This window comes from Roseivivax sp. (genome assembly GCF_054552075.1).
The window spans coordinates 141832-158791 of sequence record NZ_JBTOLZ010000004.1; the positions used below are offsets into that span (position 1 = coordinate 141832).

Sequence of the window (16960 nt, forward strand, 5' to 3'; positions counted from 1 at the left end):
TCACCGCGTCCCGCCGCGCATCCGGGCGCTTGCCGCTTTCTTCGGCAGCTGCAATTGTCCCGCCCCGGCGGACGTGGTCTGCAGCGTTCCAAACGGTTTGCGAGGAGGCAAGGCATGAAAAAGATCGAGGCGATCATCAAGCCTTTCAAACTCGACGAGGTGAAAGAGGCGCTCCAGGATGCGGGCATCCAGGGCCTCTCGGTCGTCGAGGTGAAAGGTTTCGGGCGGCAGAAGGGCCATACCGAACTCTACCGCGGCGCGGAATACGTCGTGGATTTCCTGCCCAAGGTCAAAATCGAGGTTGTCCTCGAGGACGACCAGGTCGACGGCGCCATCGAGGCCATCGTCTCGGCCGCCAAGACCGACAAGATCGGCGACGGCAAGATCTTCGTGAGCCCCGTCGAGCAAGCCATCCGCATCCGGACCGGAGAGACCGGCGCCGACGCGCTGTAACTCCGGCCCCCGGCCAGACCCCATATCAAGAAAGGGAACTCAGGGAATGAGCAAGGACACCGTTCTCAAGCTGATGAAGGACGAGGACGTCGAGTATGTCGACATCCGCTTCACCGACCCGCGCGGCAAGCTGCAGCACGTCACGCTGATGCACGACCAGGTCGACGAGGATTTCCTCGACGAGGGTTTCATGTTCGACGGCTCCTCGATCGCCGGCTGGAAGTCGATCGAGGCTTCCGACATGAAGCTGATCCCCGACACCACCTCGGCCTATATCGACCCCTTCTACGCCGAGAAGACGCTCTGCCTGCATTGCACCGTGGTCGAGCCCGACACCGGCGAGCCCTACGAGCGCGACCCGCGCGGCACCGCCGAGAAGGCCGAGGCCTACCTGAAGTCCTCGGGCATCGGTGACGCGGCCTACTTCGGCCCCGAAGCGGAGTTCTTCCTCTTCGACAACGTCAAGTTCTCCAACGCGATGAACAAGGTTTCCTACGAGGTCGACGCGCTCGACGCCTCCTGGAACACTGACAGCGACTACGAGATGGGCAACATGGGCCACCGCCCGGGCGTCAAGGGCGGCTACTTCCCGGTGAACCCGGTCGACCACGGCCAGGACATCCGTTCGGAAATGCTCTCGACCATGAAGCGCATGGGCATGAAGGTCGACAAGCACCACCACGAGGTGGCGTCCTGCCAGCACGAGCTGGGCCTGATCTTCTCCTCGCTGACCGACCAGGGCGACCAGCTGCAGAAGTACAAGTACGTCATCCACAACGTGGCGGACGCCTACGGCAAGTCGGCGACCTTCATGCCGAAGCCGATCTACGGCGACAACGGCACCGGCATGCACGTCAACATGTCGATCTGGAAGGACGGCAAGCCGCTCTTCGCGGGCGACAAATACGCCGACCTCAGCCAGGAGGCGCTCTACTTCATCGGCGGCATCCTGAAGCACGCCAAGACGCTGAACGCCTTCACCAACCCCTCGACCAACTCCTACAAGCGCCTGATCCCGGGCTTCGAAGCCCCCGTGCTGCGCGCCTATTCGGCCCGCAACCGTTCGGGCTGCGTGCGGATCCCCTGGACCGAGAGCCCCAAGGCCAAGCGCGTCGAGGCCCGCTTCCCCGATCCCTCGGCGAACCCCTACCTGTGCTTCGCCGCGCTCCTGATGGCCGGTCTCGACGGCATCAAGAACAAGATCGACCCGGGCGAGGCGATGGACAAGAACCTCTACGACCTGCCGGCCGAAGAGCTCGAGGGCATCCCGACCGTCTGTGGCTCGCTGCGCGAGGCGCTGGACGCGCTGAAGGCCGATCACGCCTTCCTGCTGGCCGGTGACGTCTTCACCAAGGACCAGATCGACGGCTACATCGACCTGAAGATGGAAGAGCTCGAGCTTTACGAGCACACCCCCCATCCGGTCGAATTCCAGCTCTACTACAGCTGCTAAGGCCTTCCGAGGGACAGGAAGACCGGTTTGGGCGCCCTTCGGGGCGCCCTTTCCTTTTTGGGGTCTGGCGGTCTGGAATCGGGTGTCCGGGGCCTCTGCCACACCGGCCCGCGCGCGCCGCCGCCATCGCCCTGATTCCGCTACAATTTTATGTAGAACGCCCCGCCACGACACACGTGGACCCCTCGAAATACGCCCAAAGCGTGGCAAATTGCGCGGATCGCGGCGGGATTGTGGCGCCGCAAAAGCGGCTTTGCAGCATTTTGCCGAAGCCGCCGCAATAATTTCCAGATCAGCACCAAAACCCACCCTTATTCCCCATCACCCTATCCTTTGGGACAGAATGTCTTGGGGACCGACAATGAAATGTCAGGCGAAACTCGTCTTCGAAGCGGAGGCGGAATTTCCGATCGACGAGCTGGGCAGAAGCCTGGCGGTGGCGATCGGCCAACAGGGCCTCGGCCCGTCCGAGATCGAGGCGCGCTCGAGCGGCCTCGAGGCCAGCGCCGGGGCGCATGCGATCACGCTGGACATCCAGCGCGACGCGACCGCGACCTACCTGGTGATCGGCGTCTTCCGGCCCGGGCCCGAGGCCCAGCCGGTCAAGAAACTCCTGGCCGGGATCACCCGCACCTTCGCGCTGAACCAGGCGCCGGGCTCGGTGGTCTGGCTCGAAACCGAGGTGCCGCTGCCGCGCGACGCCTTCCTCGAAGCCTTCGCGCCCGATGCCGCGCCCTGCCGCCCGGTGCGCCCGCGCCGCGTCGACCATGCCGAGGTGGCCGTGGAGCCGCGGCATGCCCTGCCCGAGATCGCAAATACCGGCGTTGCGCCGCGCGCGCTGCGCGCCGACGCCCATGTCCGCGCCTACGAGAAACACCTGCGCGAGGTGCTGCGCCGCCCCGCCACGCCCGAGGAACTGGAAGAGCTGCGCGAGGCCGCGGGCATCCAGCCGACCACGGTGCGGCTCTCGACCTGGGCGATGTCGCTGGCGGTGGCCTCGATCTCGCTGCCGGTCGCCGCGCCGGTCATCGTGCACAACCTGGTCAAGGGCGAGGACTTCCGCTTCGCCTCGCTGGCCATGGGGCTGAGCGGGCTCTTCGTGGCGCTCGACACCACCGGGGCCATGGCCGACATCGTGACGAACCTCTAGGCGGCGCCCCCGGGCCCGCGCCCCGGCGTTTGCTCTTTCGCAGAGTCACCTTTGTCTTGCGCGCATTCGAGGCTAGGCTCCTGCGGCAGTCATTTCGCCGGAACGAGGACATCCATGCAACGTCGCATTTCCCTGGCCGTCGTCGGCCTGACCGCCGCGCTTGGCGCGGCCCTTGCCGCAGGCAGCGCCAGCGCGGCCTCTTGTTCGAACACCTCTTCGGGCTTCGAGGCCTGGAAGGCCGATTTCGCCCGCCAGGCCTCGGCCGCCGGCGTCGGGCAGCGCGGTCTCGAGGCGCTGTCGAACACGCGCTATTCGCAGTCCACCATAAGCGCCGACCGCAACCAGAAGAGCTTTCGCTATTCGCTCGACAAGTTCATGGAGATCCGCGGATCGGCGACCATCGTGCGCCAGGGCCGCGACCGCAAGGCGCGCAACGCCAATTTCTACGCCTCGCTTGAACGCGCCTACGGGGTGCCGGCGGGCGTGCTGATCGCGATCCACGGCATGGAGACCGGCTTCGGCCGCTTCATGGGCGACAGCGAGGTGGTCTCGGCGATCACCACCCTGGCCTTCGACTGCCGCCGCTCGGAGTTCTTCAAGCCGCATGCCCTGGGCGCGCTGAAGCTGGTCGACCGCGGCTCGATCACCCGCCAGACCCGCGGCGCCAAACACGGAGAGCTGGGTCACACCCAGTTCCTGCCCGGCAACGCCCTGCGCTACGGGGTCGACGGCAACGGCGACGGCCGGGTCGATTTCTACAATGAAACCGATGCCCTGGCCTCGACCGCGAACTTCCTGCGCCAGAAGGGCTGGCGCCCGGGCCAGGGCTACCAGCAGGGCCAGCCGAATTTCCGGGTGATCGAGGCCTGGAACGCGGCCACGGTCTACCAGCAGGCCATCGCGATCATGGCGCGGCAGATCGACGGCTGAGCGGGATGCCGCCGGGGGTCGGACCCGGGGCCGAAATTGCGCAGAACTGTGCGTCTTTGGCCCAAGTTTGACCCCAATGTCCGGCTAGCTTGGGCACAGGTCGGGACTCGCCCGACAGACCAGAATTCGTGAGCCTCATCTTGCGCCCTTATGCTGCCATCGCCATCGCCCATGCCGTCAGTGTCGAGCAGGATCGGTTCCTGCGTCTCGTGGCCCAGAGCCTTGCCCGCCAGGACATGGCCGGGGGCGGCGAGCCCAAGGTCTCGCTGAAGCACGGGGCGGTCGCCTCGGACCGGCTGATCGTGAAGCTGACCACCCAGGTCTCGCCCGGCGCGGGCGGCCGCATCGTCTTCCGCATCGCCCCGCGCGCCAATGCCGAGGCGCTGCCCATGGACCGCACGGTCGAGATCCTCTCGGACATCGTGCTGAAGGCGCTGCAGCGGGTGGACGCGCGGCACGTCGAATGGCTCGACCCGCGCACCAAGCTCTCGCCCGAGGAGTTCCAGATTTCCTGCTCCTACGTCTCGCCGAAGCGGCAGCGCCGCGAGATGGCCGATACGCCCGAGAGCACCCAGTCGACCGAGGACATCGAGAAGAGCCTGGCGCGGATGTTCGAGGACATTCCCGTGGTCAGCGAGCCCGGCCACGGCGAGGAACGCCAGGCCGAGGTCGCCCGCCGCCGCGCCGCCGCGCGCCGCGACATCGAGGCCCGCGCGCCCCAGGTCTTCGACGAGGACCAGGTCGACGAGTTCCAGGACGCCGATTTCGCCCGGATCGCCGCGATTGCCGAGAAGGCCGAGGCCCGCGAGGCCGAAGAGGCGGGCGAGGCGCCGCGCCGCCGCTCGCTCCTGCGCAGCCTCGCCGCGGCGCTGCCGCTTCGGACCTTCGGCCATATGCTGGCCCTGGGTGGTGTCGCGGTGGTGTTCTGGAAAAACGGGCTATTCGACCCGCTTCTGAACATCATCGGCAGCTGATCCGGGCCCCTCGGGCACATCCTCCGCCGCCAGCATGTAGGTATGGATCGAGAAGATGACCGCGCGGGTCTTCGGCAGCCGCCGCAGCACTTGCCGCTCGGTGCGCAGGTAGGCCGCGCGCTCGGGCGCCCATTTCGGCCGCGCGGCGGGCGGGCCTGGCTGATGCAGCGTCGGATCGTCGTGCCAGAGCACGTTGAAGCGCCAGATCGGCAGGCCGGGGCGCAGCCCGTCGAACATCCGCTGCACCCGGCGCGCGACGCCTTCGTCGTATTCCGGCACCGGCGCGTGGATCGCCACCAGCGGGCGCATGAATTTCTCCGAGAGCCGCCAGCGCGCGGGAAAACAGAGCGCCGCGGCGGTCAGGACGTGTTCCTCCGCGCCCTCGGGTTTTTCGAGAATGCAGAGGTCTTCCTGCACCAGGCGGCAGAGCGTCTCCATCGGGCGCGCGGGGTCGATCGCGATGCTCACGCCGTCGGGCCGGGTGACCTGATCGCCCGCCTGCGCGAAGCCCGCGGGCAGCTCCGCCAGCACCTCTTCCAGCAGCTCCTGCGCGGCGGGCCGGGCGCCGGGATCGAGGGCCAGCACCACCTCGGGGCAATCGGCCAAGAGCCGGTCGCGCAGGGCCATCTGGCCGGCATAGGCCTCGTCGGCGATGAGCCAGGGCGCCTCGCCCAGGGGCCTCGTGCCCGGCAGCCGTGCGCCGGCACCCGGGTCATAGGGCAGATGCCGCTGCAGGACCGGGGGGCCTTCCTCAAACGCAAACGGCGCGCCGGTCTCCCGGCGCGCCGCGTTCTGTCCGTCCTGTCTCACGCTCACCGGCGGGCGTCGCCGACCAGCTTCCAGACCAGCGGGAGAAGGCCCGCGGCCAGCGCCAGCTTCAGCGCGTCACCGATCAGGAAGGGCGTCAGGCCCCACTGCAGGATCGGCTTGTCCCAGCCGTAGAGCATGCCGAGCCAGACCAGGCCCGGGACGTAGATGATCACGTTGCCGAGCAGCATGGCGCCCGCCATCTTCGGCATCGAGCGGTCCCAGCCCGCGCGGGCCGCGACACCCAGCGCCAGCGTCGCCAGCACGTAGCCCACCAGGTAGCCGCCGGTGCCGCCCATCATGTAGGTGAGGCCGGCGCTTTCCGCGCTCGAGCCCGCGAAGACGTCGAAGCCGAGCGCGCCGATGATCATGTAGCCCAGGATCGTCGCCAGGCCGAGGCGCGGGCCATAGGCGGCGCCCACGGTCAGCACCGCGAAGGTGCCCATGGTGATCGGCACGGGCCACATCGGCACCTTGATCTTGGCGGCAAGCGCCAGGAAGGCGATCCCCACGACCACCAAGGCGGCCTGTTTCGCCCGCAGAGCGGCACCTTCGGTGGCGCCGAACATCTCCACCAGCACGTTGCGGTTGAGCGCTTCCGTCATCGGGGTCTCCCTCGTGTCATTGAACCCTTCGGGACTTCATGCCGTGCCGCGGCGCGGCGCGCAACCCCGAAGCTCAGCGGCAGGATTTCTCGCGCACGTAGAGCGTGTCCATGCGGTAGTCCTTGCGCGGTCCGCGCACTTCCCAGGTCGCGCCCCAGATCGGCCAGTCGCCGAAATCATAGGTCACCTCGTAGCGGTCCTCGCCGCAGGGGTGCAGGTCGCAGGGGCGGCTTTCGCCGAGGCCCAGCTGGTGGAAGGGCCGCCCGTCCTCGAAGAGGACCTCGATGCCGCGCGGCCCCGGACGCCAGCGGTAGCGGCGGCTGCCCTCGATCGGCGGCTGGCCCGGCATCGAGAGCGTCAGCACCTCGTGGTAGATCAGCCCGTCGCCCTCGGGGGCGAAGGTCAGGACGCCCTGCCCGTCGCTTTCCTGCCCGAGCTTGCGGTCGTAAATCTTTCTGCGGAACCGCCAGGCGCCAGTGAAATCATCGAGCTCTCGGGGCAGATCGGGCGCGGGGCGGGTCGAGAGGTGGATCGTCATGCGCGCCTCCCTTCCCTTGTCCAATGTGTGGGGTTCAGTCTAAGACCGCGCGCGATGCCGTTACAAGTCAGGAAAGGCTGCCCCGCATGATCCCTCGCTATTCCCGCCCCGACATGGTCGCGATCTGGGCGCCCGAGACGAAATTCCGCATCTGGTTCGAGATCGAGGCCCATGCCTGCGACGCCCAGGCCGCGCTGGGGGTGATCCCCAAGGCCAATGCCGAGGCGGTCTGGAAGGCCGACGGCGTGGATTTCGACGTCGCCCGCATCGACGAGATCGAGGCGGTGACCAAGCATGACGTGATCGCCTTCCTCACCCATCTCTCCGAGATCGTGGGCGCCGACGAGGCGCGCTTCGTGCACCAGGGGATGACCTCCTCGGATGTGCTCGACACGACCTTCAACATCCAGCTGGTGCGCGCCGCCGACATCCTGATCGCCGATCTGGAGAAGCTTTTGGCCGCGCTCAAGACCCGCGCCTTCGAGCACCGCGAGACCGTCCGCATCGGGCGCAGCCACGGCATCCATGCCGAGCCCACCACCATGGGCCTGACCTTCGCGCGCTTCTACGCCGAGATGGACCGCAACCTCGCGCGCATGAAAACCGCCCGCGAGGAGGTGGCGACCGGCGCGATCTCCGGCGCCGTCGGCACCTTCGCCAATATCGACCCCTCGGTCGAGGAGCACGTCTGCGCCAAGCTCGGCCTCAAGCCGGAGCCGATCTCGACCCAGGTGATTCCGCGCGACCGCCACGCCGCCTTCTTCGCGGCCATGGGCGTCGTCGGCTCCTCGATCGAGAACATCGCCACCGAGATCCGTCACATGCAGCGCACCGAGGTGCTGGAGGCGGAGGAGTTCTTCTCCAAGGGCCAGAAAGGGTCCTCGGCGATGCCGCACAAGCGCAACCCGGTCCTGACCGAGAACCTCACCGGGCTGGCGCGGCTGGTGCGCATGGCGGTGGTGCCGGCGATGGAGAACGTGGCGCTCTGGCACGAGCGCGACATCTCGCATTCCTCGGTCGAGCGGAACATCGGGCCGGACACGACGGTGACGCTCGATTTCGCGCTGGCGCGGCTGACCGGGGTGATCGAGAACCTGGTCGTCTACCCCGAGACCATGCTGGCCAACATGCACAAGTTCCGCGGACTGGTGATGTCCCAGCGGGTACTCCTGGCGCTGACCCAGGCCGGGGTGAGCCGCGAGGACGCCTACCGCCTGGTGCAGCGCAACGCCATGAAGGTCTGGGAGCAAGGCGCGGACTTCAAGGAGGAGCTCCTGAAGGACGGCGAGGTCACCGCGGCGCTGAGCGCGGGCGAGATCGAGGAGAAGTTCGACCTCGGGTATCACACCAAGCACGTCGACACGATCTTCCAGCGGGTCTTCGGCGAGAGCTGAGGGGGCGCGGCGGTCTGGGGGGGCCGGTCCGACACCTAAGGTCCTGTTCAGGCGCAAGGCGGCGGCTTGGCTCCGGCGTGGCGTCCAACCGAGAGGTCTGATCAACGCGCCGACGCCTTGGACCGCCCCACCACCCTCTCCACCAGCTAGACAGAGGGCGCGCGCCGGACCGGGGGCCGGCGCTGCCGACCTCGGGGCTGTGCGCTTTATGGAAGCAAGGTCAGGACTAGAGGTGATCTAAGCACGCCAGCCCCAGGAGCGCCGGCCCATAGGGCCGGTCCGGCGCGCGCCCGGCATCTTCGATGCTGTTCTGGCGCAAGGGGGTGCCTTGGCCCCGGCGTGGCGTCCTACCGAGAGGTCTGATCGTCGCGCTGTCGCCTCATACCGCCCCGCCACCCTCTCAACCAGCGCCAACGGAGGGCGCGCGCCGGACCGGGGGCCGGCGCTGCTGACGGGAGAGCTGTGCGCTTTATCCCGGCAAGGTCAGGGCTAGCGACAAGCTATGCACGCCACCCCCAAGAGCGCCGGCCCATAGGGCCGGTCCGGCGCGCGCCCGGCATCTTCGATGCTATTCGGGCGCAAGAGGGCGCCTTGGCCCCGGCGTGGCGTCCAACGTAGAGGTCTGATCAACGCGCTGTCGCTTTGCGCCGCGCCGCCACCCTTTCCACCAACGCCAACAGAGGGCGCGCGAGGGTGGTTGGGTTTGGCGGTTTTGCCGGGGTCGGGTGTGCTGAGGCCGCTTGGACGGAGCCACGGAGCGCCGTGCCCCGAGCCGCCATCGACCGGCGATGCGCCCCAAGTCCAAGACCGGGCCCTGCCCCTCTGCGCCGCCATCAAAACCACCCCCCAAACACCCAACCGCCCGTCTCCGGGCCAGATTCCCCGTTTTGACGTAACGTCAACCCGTGGTATCATCGCCCCATCCAGCATGGAGACAGAAGAGATGATCAAGACGGCATTCGCGGCTTTCGCCCTGACGGTCTGTTCCACCCTGACGGCCTATGCCGCCTGCGGACACGGACAGGCCAGCATCACCTGCGCCGAGGGCACCGTCTATGACGCAGCGAGTCAGAGTTGTAAGGTCGTGACCGGCTGATCCCGAGCGTAGGCTCTCTTATGTCAGGGCGGCCCAATTACGGGGCCGCCCTTTCTCTTTGCGCGGAGGTCCGCGGACCCGAACAGCGCCCCGCCAGCCGCACCGGCCACCCCGCCCTTGCCGCCTCCCCGGCGCGCCCCTAAGACGGGCGGGATGACCAAGCCCCCCGATCAGAGTCCCGACCAGAGCCCCGAGAGCCAGACCCGGACCGCGCCCGCCGAGCAGCCCGAGCCCGCGGAGCCCCTCGAGGGCAGCCGCGCCGACTGGATCACCGACCGCCTCTTGCGCGGGCTGATCGCGCTGGCGCTGCGGATCCCGCTCCGGGCGCGGCTGGCGCTCATGGGGGGCGTGGTCTCGCGGGTCGTCGCACCCCTCGCGGGCTACCGCGAACGCGCCGAGGCCAACCTCGACTACGTCTGGCCCGACCTGCCCGCCGAGCGCCGCCGCGAGATCGCGCGCGGCGCCGCGCGCAACGCCGGGCGCACCATGATCGAGAACTACGACGTCACCGGGCTGCGCGACCGCATGGCCGAGGCGCCGCTCTCGGGCGCGGGCCTCCCGGAGATCGAGGCCGCCCGCGCCGAGGGCCGGCCGGTGCTCTTCGTCACCGGGCATTACGGCAATTTCGAAGCCCCGCGCGCGGCGCTGGTGGCGCGCGGCTACCAGATCGGCGGGCTCTACCGGCCGATGACCAACCCCTTTTTCAACGCCCATTACGCGCGGAACATGCATGCGCTCTCGGGGCCGGTCTTCGAGCAGGGACGGCGCGGGACCATGGGGCTGATCCGGCACATCCGGCAGGGCGGCATGGGGGTGCTGCTCTTCGATGTCTACGACAGCTCGGGCGCGAAGATCGACTTTCTCGGCAAGCCCGCGCCGACGCTGACCTCGGCGGCGGAGATCGCGGTGAAGACCGGGGCTCTGCTGGTGCCTTTCTTCGGCATCCGCCAGCCCGACGGGGTGAGCTTCGCCTGCGTCTTCGAGGCCTCCATTGCCCATGGCGACCCGGTGGAGATGACCCGCGAGATGACCCGCCGCCTCGAGGCGCGGATCGAGGAGGACCCGGCGCAGTGGTTCTGGATCCACCGCCGCTGGAAGCCGCGCCGGCAGAGCAAGCAGGCGAAGAAACGCGCCCGCCGGGCGGCGGAAGCGGCGGCGAAGAAAAGCGGCTGAGAGCGGGGCTGCGGGTCTGGAAGCTGGCAGCGCATGGGCCGGGACGTCAAAAGCTGACCCGAAAATGGATGCAGAGAAACCGCGCGGCCCGGCCTCGGCACCTCGCGGCGCAGACTAGCGCACATCACAAGACACAACCGCGACGCCCTTGGCCCCAGAGCGCGCCCCGCGCACCCTGCCCCGTCTTCATGGCAAAAACCGACCTCAGCCGTCCGCGCAGCCCGAGCGACCCGCGCTCAAGCCCTCAGCGCAGCTCCGCCGCGGTCACGATCGGGCCGTAGCCCGGGGTTTGCGCGAGCACCACGATCGGGCTGTCGCCGCTCACCAGCACGTCGGCCTCGAACTCGCCCTCGCCGTCCCAGCGCGCGACCACGTCCCAATCGGTCACGATATGCGAATAGCTGAGCTTGTGGCCGGCGTTCTCGCCGCGGGCGATGGCGACCTGCGCCTTGGGGCGGTAGCGCACCAGGTGCAGCTCGAGCGGCCCGACCGGCGCATCGGCCGAGAGCGCGATGCTCAGCCGGTCGCCCTGGCGGTCGAGCGTCAGGTCCACCGGCGTGCCCTGCCCCTCTTCGCGGGCGATGAGCGCGGTCACGTCCTTGGCGCGGTTGCCCACCACGTCATGGGTGCCGTCGATGATCATCTGCGGGGTGTAGATCGAGCGCCGGCCCGCGGCCTCGGCATAGCCCTTCTGGCGGGCGGTGAAGGCGGGCCGGGCGAAGCTGTCCTTCCAGCCGATGTAGTCCCAGTAATCGACGTGCAGCGCCAGCGCGATGACGCCCTCGCGGCCCGCCAGCTCGCTCAGGAGCGCATCGGCGGGCGGACAGGAGGAACAGCCCTGCGAGGTGTAAAGCTCGACCACCACCGGCGCGTCGCCGGCTTGGGCCGATGCGCCTGTGGTAAGGCCCGCGGCCAGGACGGCCGCCCGCAAAAGGTCAGTGAGACGCATGCTTCCCCGCGATCTTCGAACCTTGAAAGGTCTACCGTCAGGCTGGTGTAATGAACAATCAAGGAATTGCGAGAGCCCGCGAGGGCGCCCTGCCGCGCCCCCGCCGCCGGCCTTCGTGCACAATGGTATACAATTTTGATGACAGCCCCTTGATCGGGCACCGGGCTTGATGCAGATAGCGCCCAAGTCCTCACTTCTCACGTCAAGCATGGAGGCTTCCTATGCCCATCACCGTTGGCCAGGACACGGCCAAGACCCGCCAGACGTTGACCGCGGGCGGCAATTCCGTCTCGTTCTACTCGATCGCCGCCGCCGAGAAGGCGGGGCTCGGAGATTTCTCGAAACTGCCCAAGTCGCTGAAGGTGGTGCTCGAGAACATGCTGCGCTTCGAGGACGGCAAGACCGTCGAGACCGATGACATCAAGGCCTTCTCGGACTGGGCCGCGAACGGCGGCCGCGCCAACCGCGAGCTGGCCTACCGCCCGGCCCGCGTGCTGATGCAGGACTTCACCGGCGTGCCCGCGGTGGTCGATCTCGCGGCGATGCGCGACGGCATCCAGGCGCTTGGCGGCGACGCCCAGAAGATCAACCCGCTGAACCCCGTCGACCTGGTCATCGACCACTCGGTGATGATCGACGAGTTCGGCAACCCGCGCGCCTTCCAGATGAACGTCGACCGGGAATACGAGCGCAACATCGAGCGCTACACCTTCCTGAAGTGGGGCCAGAAGGCCTTCAACAACTTCCGCGTGGTGCCGCCGGGCACCGGCATCTGCCACCAGGTCAACCTCGAGTACCTGAGCCAGGTGATCTGGACCGACGAGGACCAGAACGGCGAGACCGTGGCCTATCCCGACACGCTGGTCGGCACCGACAGCCACACCACCATGGTGAACGGCGCGGCGGTCCTGGGCTGGGGCGTCGGCGGCATCGAGGCCGAGGCGGCCATGCTGGGCCAGCCGATCTCCATGCTGATCCCCGAGGTCATCGGCTTCAAGCTGACCGGCGAGATGGTCGAGGGCACCACCGCCACCGACCTCGTCCTGCGCGTCTGCCAGATGCTGCGCGAGAAGGGTGTGGTCGGCAAGTTCGTCGAATTCTACGGCGACGGGCTCGACAACGTGACGCTCGCGGACCGCGCCACCATCGGCAACATGTCCCCCGAGTTCGGCGCCACCTGCGCCTTCTTCCCGATCGACGACGAGACCCTGCGCTACCTGCGCACCACTGGCCGCGACGAGGACCGCATCGCGCTGGTCGAAGCCTATGCCAAGGAGCAGGGCATGTGGCGCGAGACCGGCTCCGAGCCGGTCTTCTCGGATACGCTCGAGCTGGACATGGGCACCGTGAAGCCCGCGATCTCGGGCCCGAAGCGCCCGCAGGATCACGTCAACCTCGACGCCGCCGCCGAGACCTTCCACAAGTATGTCGAAGGCCAGCGCGAGGCCAAGGACGCCACCGCCAAGGAAGAGGTCCGCTGGGAAGGCGAAGGCGGTATGCCCGAGCCCCGCGACATCCCCGGCGACAGCGGCAAGCACAAGCGCGGCTTCGTCAAGATGAAGGACATCGACGGCGACGAGGTCGAGTTCCAGCTGCATGACGGCTCGGTGGTGATCGCCTCGATCACCTCCTGCACCAACACCTCGAACCCCTATGTGATGATCGGTGCCGGCCTCGTCGCCAAGAAGGCGCGCGAGAAGGGCCTCGACCGTCAGCCCTGGGTGAAGACCTCGCTGGCCCCGGGCTCGCAGGTGGTCTCGGCCTACCTTGAGGCCTCGGGCCTGCAGGAAGAGCTCGACGCCATCGGCTTCAACCTCGTCGGCTACGGCTGCACCACCTGCATCGGCAACTCCGGCCCGCTGGCGCCCGAGATTTCCAAGTGCATCTCCGACAACGACCTGATCGGGGTCTCGGTGCTTTCGGGCAACCGCAACTTCGAAGGCCGGATCAGCCCCGACGTGCGCGCCAACTACCTGGCCTCGCCGCCGCTGGTGGTCGCCTATGCCATCGCCGGTGACATGAACATCGACGTGGCGAACGACCCGATCGGCCAGGACCACGACGGCAACGATGTCTACCTCAAGGACATCTGGCCGACCCAGGCCGAGATCTCCGAGCTGGTCGAGAAGACCGTCACGCGCGAGAGCTTCCAGGAGAAATACGCCGACGTCTTCAAGGGCGACGAGAAGTGGCAGGAGGTCGAGACCACCGACGCCGAGACCTACGACTGGCCGGCGACCTCGACCTACGTGCAGAACCCGCCGTATTTCCAGGGCATGTCCAAGGAGCCGGGCGAGATCGAGAACGTCGAGGGCGCCCGCGTGCTGGCGGTCCTGGGCGACATGATCACCACCGACCACATCTCGCCGGCGGGCTCCTTCAAGGAGACCACCCCGGCCGGTCAATACCTGGTCGACCGCCAGGTGCCGCCGCGGGAGTTCAACTCCTACGGCTCGCGCCGCGGCAACCACGAGGTGATGATGCGCGGCACCTTCGCCAACATCCGCATCAAGAACGAGATGCTGGACGGCGTCGAGGGCGGCTACACGCTCGACCCTGAGGGCAACCAGGCGGCGATCTTCGACGCGGCCATGGCCTTCCAGGAGCAGGGCACGCCGCTCGTGATCTTCGGCGGCGAGCAGTATGGCGCGGGCTCCTCGCGCGACTGGGCGGCCAAGGGCACGGCGCTTCTGGGCGTCAAGGCGGTGATCGCGGAGAGCTTCGAGCGGATCCACCGCTCCAACCTCGTCGGCTTCGGCGTGGTGCCCTTCGAGTTCACCGGCGGCGAGACCCGCAAGAGCCTCGGGCTGACCGGCAAGGAGACCGTCTCGATCTCCGGCCTCGACGCGGTGACGCCGGGCGCGGAGCTGCCCTGCAAGATCACCTTCGAGGACGGCTCGGAGAAGGAGATCACCCTCAAGTGCCGCATCGATACGGCGATCGAGGTGGATTACGTCAAGCACGGCGGCGTGCTGCACTACGTGCTGCGCAACCTGGCGAAGGCGGCCTGATCGGGGGCTTTGCCTCTGGGCTTCCAGGATGACGATGCGCGCCGCCCTTGGTTGGGCGGCGCGTTTTTTTTGGGGTTGGGGGGAGTGCGCGTTCGGCGGCATTCCTGCGGATGATCGGGGGCCGTCACCGCCCTGCCCGGCTTTGAACCGTTCCCTTCGACCACCCGCCAAGCCCGCGCAACAGAGGGCGCGCGCCGGACCGGGGGCCGGCGCTGCTGACCTCTGGGCTAGGCACTTTATCCCAGCAAGGTCATTGCTCGCTGCGAGCTAAGCGCGCCACCCAAGGAGCGCCGGCCCAAGGGGCCGGTCCGGCGCGCGCCCGGCACCTTCGGTGCTATTCGGGCGCAAGGGGGCGCTGCGGCAAGGGGCGGGCCCGGAATGCCATGTGTTTCGTTTGGTTGTGACGCTGTCTGGTGTTGAGACCAGTCCCAGTTCTCTGCCTCGGGCCTTGCGTCTCGCGCCTTGTGCCAAACCCTACTCTACCGCCGCACAAACGCCCCCCAGCATGCCCGGAGCGTTCCCCGCCCCCAACCCCCCAACCAACCACCCCACCCCGCCCTTGCGGAAACGCAATCCCGGCTCTCCGTTGGGTTCCGCCACGTCGCTTGATAGGGGCTCGCGGGACACGTGAAAGGAGGCACGACATGCTCAACGCCGTCTCGCGGCCGCTCGTCCGGGTGGTCGACAGATACCTTCCCGATCCCTTCGTCTTCGTCCTGGTGCTGACGCTCATCGCGGCGCTGGCGGCGATCCTGACCCAGGGCACCACCCCGCTCGAGGTGGTGGAAATCTGGGGCGACGGATTCTGGTCGCTCCTGAGCTTCTCCATGCAGATGCTCCTGGTGCTGGTCACCGGCTACATGATGGCCTCGACGCCGCTTGTGCGCGGGCTCCTCGCCCGGCTCGCGGGCCTCGCCAAGGGCGCCTCGGGGGCGATCCTGCTCGTCAGCCTGGTCTCGCTCGCGGCCAGCTGGATCAACTGGGGCTTCGGCCTCGTCGTCGGCGCGCTCTTCGCCAAGGAGCTCGCCCGCGCGGTCAAGGTCGACTACCGGCTCCTGGTCGCCTCGGCCTATTCGGGCTTCATCGTCTGGCACGGCGGGCTCGCGGGCTCGGTGCCGCTCTCGATCGCGACCGAAGGCCACCCCTTCGCCGAGCAGATCGGCGTGGTGCCCACCGGCGAGACGATCTTCTCGGCCTACAACCTGGTGATCGTCATCGCGCTTTTCATCGCGGTGCCGCTGATCAACCGCGCGATGATGCCGAAATCCGGCGAGGAGGTCTTCGTCGACCCCGAGCTCCTGAAGGAGACCCCGCGCGAGAAACCGGCCTCGCCGACCCCGGCGGAATGGATCGAGAACAGCCCGATCCTCTCGGTGCTGATCGGCATCGGCGGGCTGGCCTGGGTGGCGAGCCATTTCGCCTCCGGCGGCGGGCTCTCGCTCAACGTCATCAACTTCCTCTTCCTGACGCTGGCGATCCTGCTGCACGGCACGCCGCGCAACCTGCTCGACGCCCTGACCGAGGCGGTCAAGGGCGGCGCCGGCATCGTCATCCAGTTCCCCTTCTACGCGGGCATCATGGCGATCATGGTCGATTCGGGGCTGGCAGCCTCGATCTCCGAGGGGCTGATCGGCTTTGCCAGCGCGGCGACCCTGCCATTCTGGACCTTCCTCTCGGCGGGCGTGGTGAACTTCTTCGTGCCCTCGGGCGGCGGCCAATGGGCGGTGCAGGCCCCGGTGATCCTGCCCGCGGCCGAGGCGCTCGGCACCGATGCGGCCCGCGCCGCCATGGCGGTGGCCTGGGGCGATGCCTGGACCAACATGGTGCAGCCCTTCTGGGCGCTGCCGATCCTCGGCATCGCGGGTCTGCGCGCCAAGGACATCATGGGCTTCTGCATCGTGCACCTGGTGCTTTCGGGCGCGATCATCGCGCTGGGGCTCAGTTTCCTCTGAGCCTGCGGGACCCATGCTGACAAACGAGACCGGCCCGTGCCTCAGGCGCGGGCCGGTTTTTGTTCCGGGGCTCAGAGCAATTGATCGACCGGCAGCGCCGCTACCCGGGCGGCTTCCCGCCCGTCACTGTGCGGCATCCCGCCGATGGCCCCGCCCCGCACGCCGCGCCCTCTGGCGAAGCGGCCCCCGCAGCCCCATCTCCCGCCGAGGCAAGAAAAACCCCACGGGACGCGACATGAAGATCCTGACCATCCTGCAGGCCGCCGCGCTGATCGGCCTGACCGTCTACGGCGCGAGCGGCGCCGACGAGCACGCCAACCAGGCCCCGCTCTGCGGCCCCGCCGAGGCAGCCTGTCTGACCGCCAGCGCCGACATGGAGGGCGAGCGCCCCGAGGCGCCCCTGCCCGCGCTGCGCGAAGCCGGACGGCCGTCATAAGGGCCGCGCCGCAGCGCGCGCCCAAGGGCGCGCCCTGCC

At 68.2% G+C, this 16960-nt stretch carries 15 protein-coding genes; 11 read left to right on the plus strand and 4 right to left on the minus strand.

All coding sequences use genetic code 11. The features are described from left to right. Positions 1-114: 114 nt before the first annotated feature. The 5 genes from ACX938_RS04615 to ACX938_RS04635 all read left to right on the plus strand — a co-directional run bounded on the left by ACX938_RS04615 (position 115) and on the right by ACX938_RS04635 (position 4960). Complete coding sequence (locus tag ACX938_RS04615) at positions 115-453, plus strand: P-II family nitrogen regulator (RefSeq protein WP_232752725.1); 339 nt, start codon at positions 115-117, stop codon at positions 451-453. A gap of 46 nt (positions 454-499) precedes the next feature. Next, entirely contained in the window at positions 500-1906 is a 1407-nt protein-coding gene (glnA, locus tag ACX938_RS04620) for a type I glutamate--ammonia ligase (protein ID WP_232752723.1), read from the plus strand. A 361-nt stretch (positions 1907-2267) separates the two neighbouring features. Beyond that, positions 2268-3056 carry a hypothetical protein gene (locus ACX938_RS04625; RefSeq protein WP_459430160.1) on the plus strand — a complete coding sequence of 263 codons (789 nt, stop codon included), beginning with the start codon at positions 2268-2270 and terminating at the stop codon, positions 3054-3056. Between the two features lie 114 nt (positions 3057-3170). Next, the gene (locus ACX938_RS04630; protein ID WP_232752721.1) at positions 3171-3986 is read left to right on the plus strand and encodes a lytic murein transglycosylase; all 816 of its coding nucleotides are present in this window, start codon (positions 3171-3173) and stop codon (positions 3984-3986) included. A gap of 128 nt (positions 3987-4114) precedes the next feature. Next, the gene (locus ACX938_RS04635) at positions 4115-4960 is read left to right on the plus strand and encodes a hypothetical protein (RefSeq protein WP_459430161.1); all 846 of its coding nucleotides are present in this window, start codon (positions 4115-4117) and stop codon (positions 4958-4960) included. On the opposite strand, the gene ACX938_RS04640 is transcribed toward ACX938_RS04635, so the two are convergent. From ACX938_RS04640 to ACX938_RS04650, 3 genes are all read right to left on the minus strand, one after another. Next, complete coding sequence (locus ACX938_RS04640; RefSeq protein WP_459430162.1) at positions 4925-5776, minus strand: heme-dependent oxidative N-demethylase family protein; 852 nt, start codon at positions 5774-5776, stop codon at positions 4925-4927. The two genes, ACX938_RS04635 and ACX938_RS04640, sit on opposite strands and share 36 nt — an antisense overlap. Next, positions 5773-6372: a biotin transporter BioY gene (locus ACX938_RS04645; RefSeq protein WP_232752718.1), complete on the minus strand. Its 600-nt coding sequence runs from the start codon at positions 6370-6372 to the stop codon at positions 5773-5775. Before ACX938_RS04645 ends, ACX938_RS04640 begins: the two co-directional genes overlap by 4 nt. A gap of 73 nt (positions 6373-6445) precedes the next feature. Further along, positions 6446-6910, minus strand: coding sequence for a DUF6314 family protein (locus ACX938_RS04650; protein WP_232752717.1), 465 nt, complete (start codon positions 6908-6910; stop codon positions 6446-6448). Positions 6911-6996: 86 nt separating this feature from the next. Between ACX938_RS04650 and purB the strand changes: the two genes are divergently transcribed. The 3 genes from purB (at position 6997) to ACX938_RS04665 (ending at position 10573) form a co-directional block, all read left to right on the plus strand. Beyond that, positions 6997-8304, plus strand: a complete 1308-nt coding sequence (gene purB / locus ACX938_RS04655; RefSeq protein WP_459430163.1) for an adenylosuccinate lyase — start codon at positions 6997-6999, stop codon at positions 8302-8304. 943 nt (positions 8305-9247) lie between these two features. Further along, on the plus strand, positions 9248-9400 hold the full coding sequence (locus ACX938_RS04660) for an adenylosuccinate lyase (protein ID WP_232752715.1): 153 nt from the start codon (positions 9248-9250) through the stop codon (positions 9398-9400). Between the two features lie 153 nt (positions 9401-9553). Continuing rightward, positions 9554-10573 carry a lysophospholipid acyltransferase family protein gene (locus ACX938_RS04665; RefSeq protein WP_459430164.1) on the plus strand — a complete coding sequence of 340 codons (1020 nt, stop codon included), beginning with the start codon at positions 9554-9556 and terminating at the stop codon, positions 10571-10573. A gap of 244 nt (positions 10574-10817) precedes the next feature. On the opposite strand, the gene ACX938_RS04670 is transcribed toward ACX938_RS04665, so the two are convergent. Beyond that, positions 10818-11522, minus strand: a complete 705-nt coding sequence (locus ACX938_RS04670; protein WP_459430165.1) for a DUF1223 domain-containing protein — start codon at positions 11520-11522, stop codon at positions 10818-10820. A 221-nt stretch (positions 11523-11743) separates the two neighbouring features. Here ACX938_RS04670 and acnA point away from each other — a divergent pair, with 221 nt between their 5' ends. The 3 genes from acnA (at position 11744) to ACX938_RS04685 (ending at position 16921) form a co-directional block, all read left to right on the plus strand. Beyond that, positions 11744-14533, plus strand: a complete 2790-nt coding sequence (acnA, locus tag ACX938_RS04675; protein WP_459430166.1) for an aconitate hydratase AcnA — start codon at positions 11744-11746, stop codon at positions 14531-14533. 644 nt (positions 14534-15177) lie between these two features. Further along, entirely contained in the window at positions 15178-16485 is a 1308-nt protein-coding gene (locus ACX938_RS04680; protein ID WP_459430167.1) for a short-chain fatty acid transporter, read from the plus strand. 235 nt (positions 16486-16720) lie between these two features. Further along, entirely contained in the window at positions 16721-16921 is a 201-nt protein-coding gene (locus ACX938_RS04685) for a hypothetical protein (protein WP_459430168.1), read from the plus strand. Positions 16922-16960: the final 39 nt, after the last annotated feature.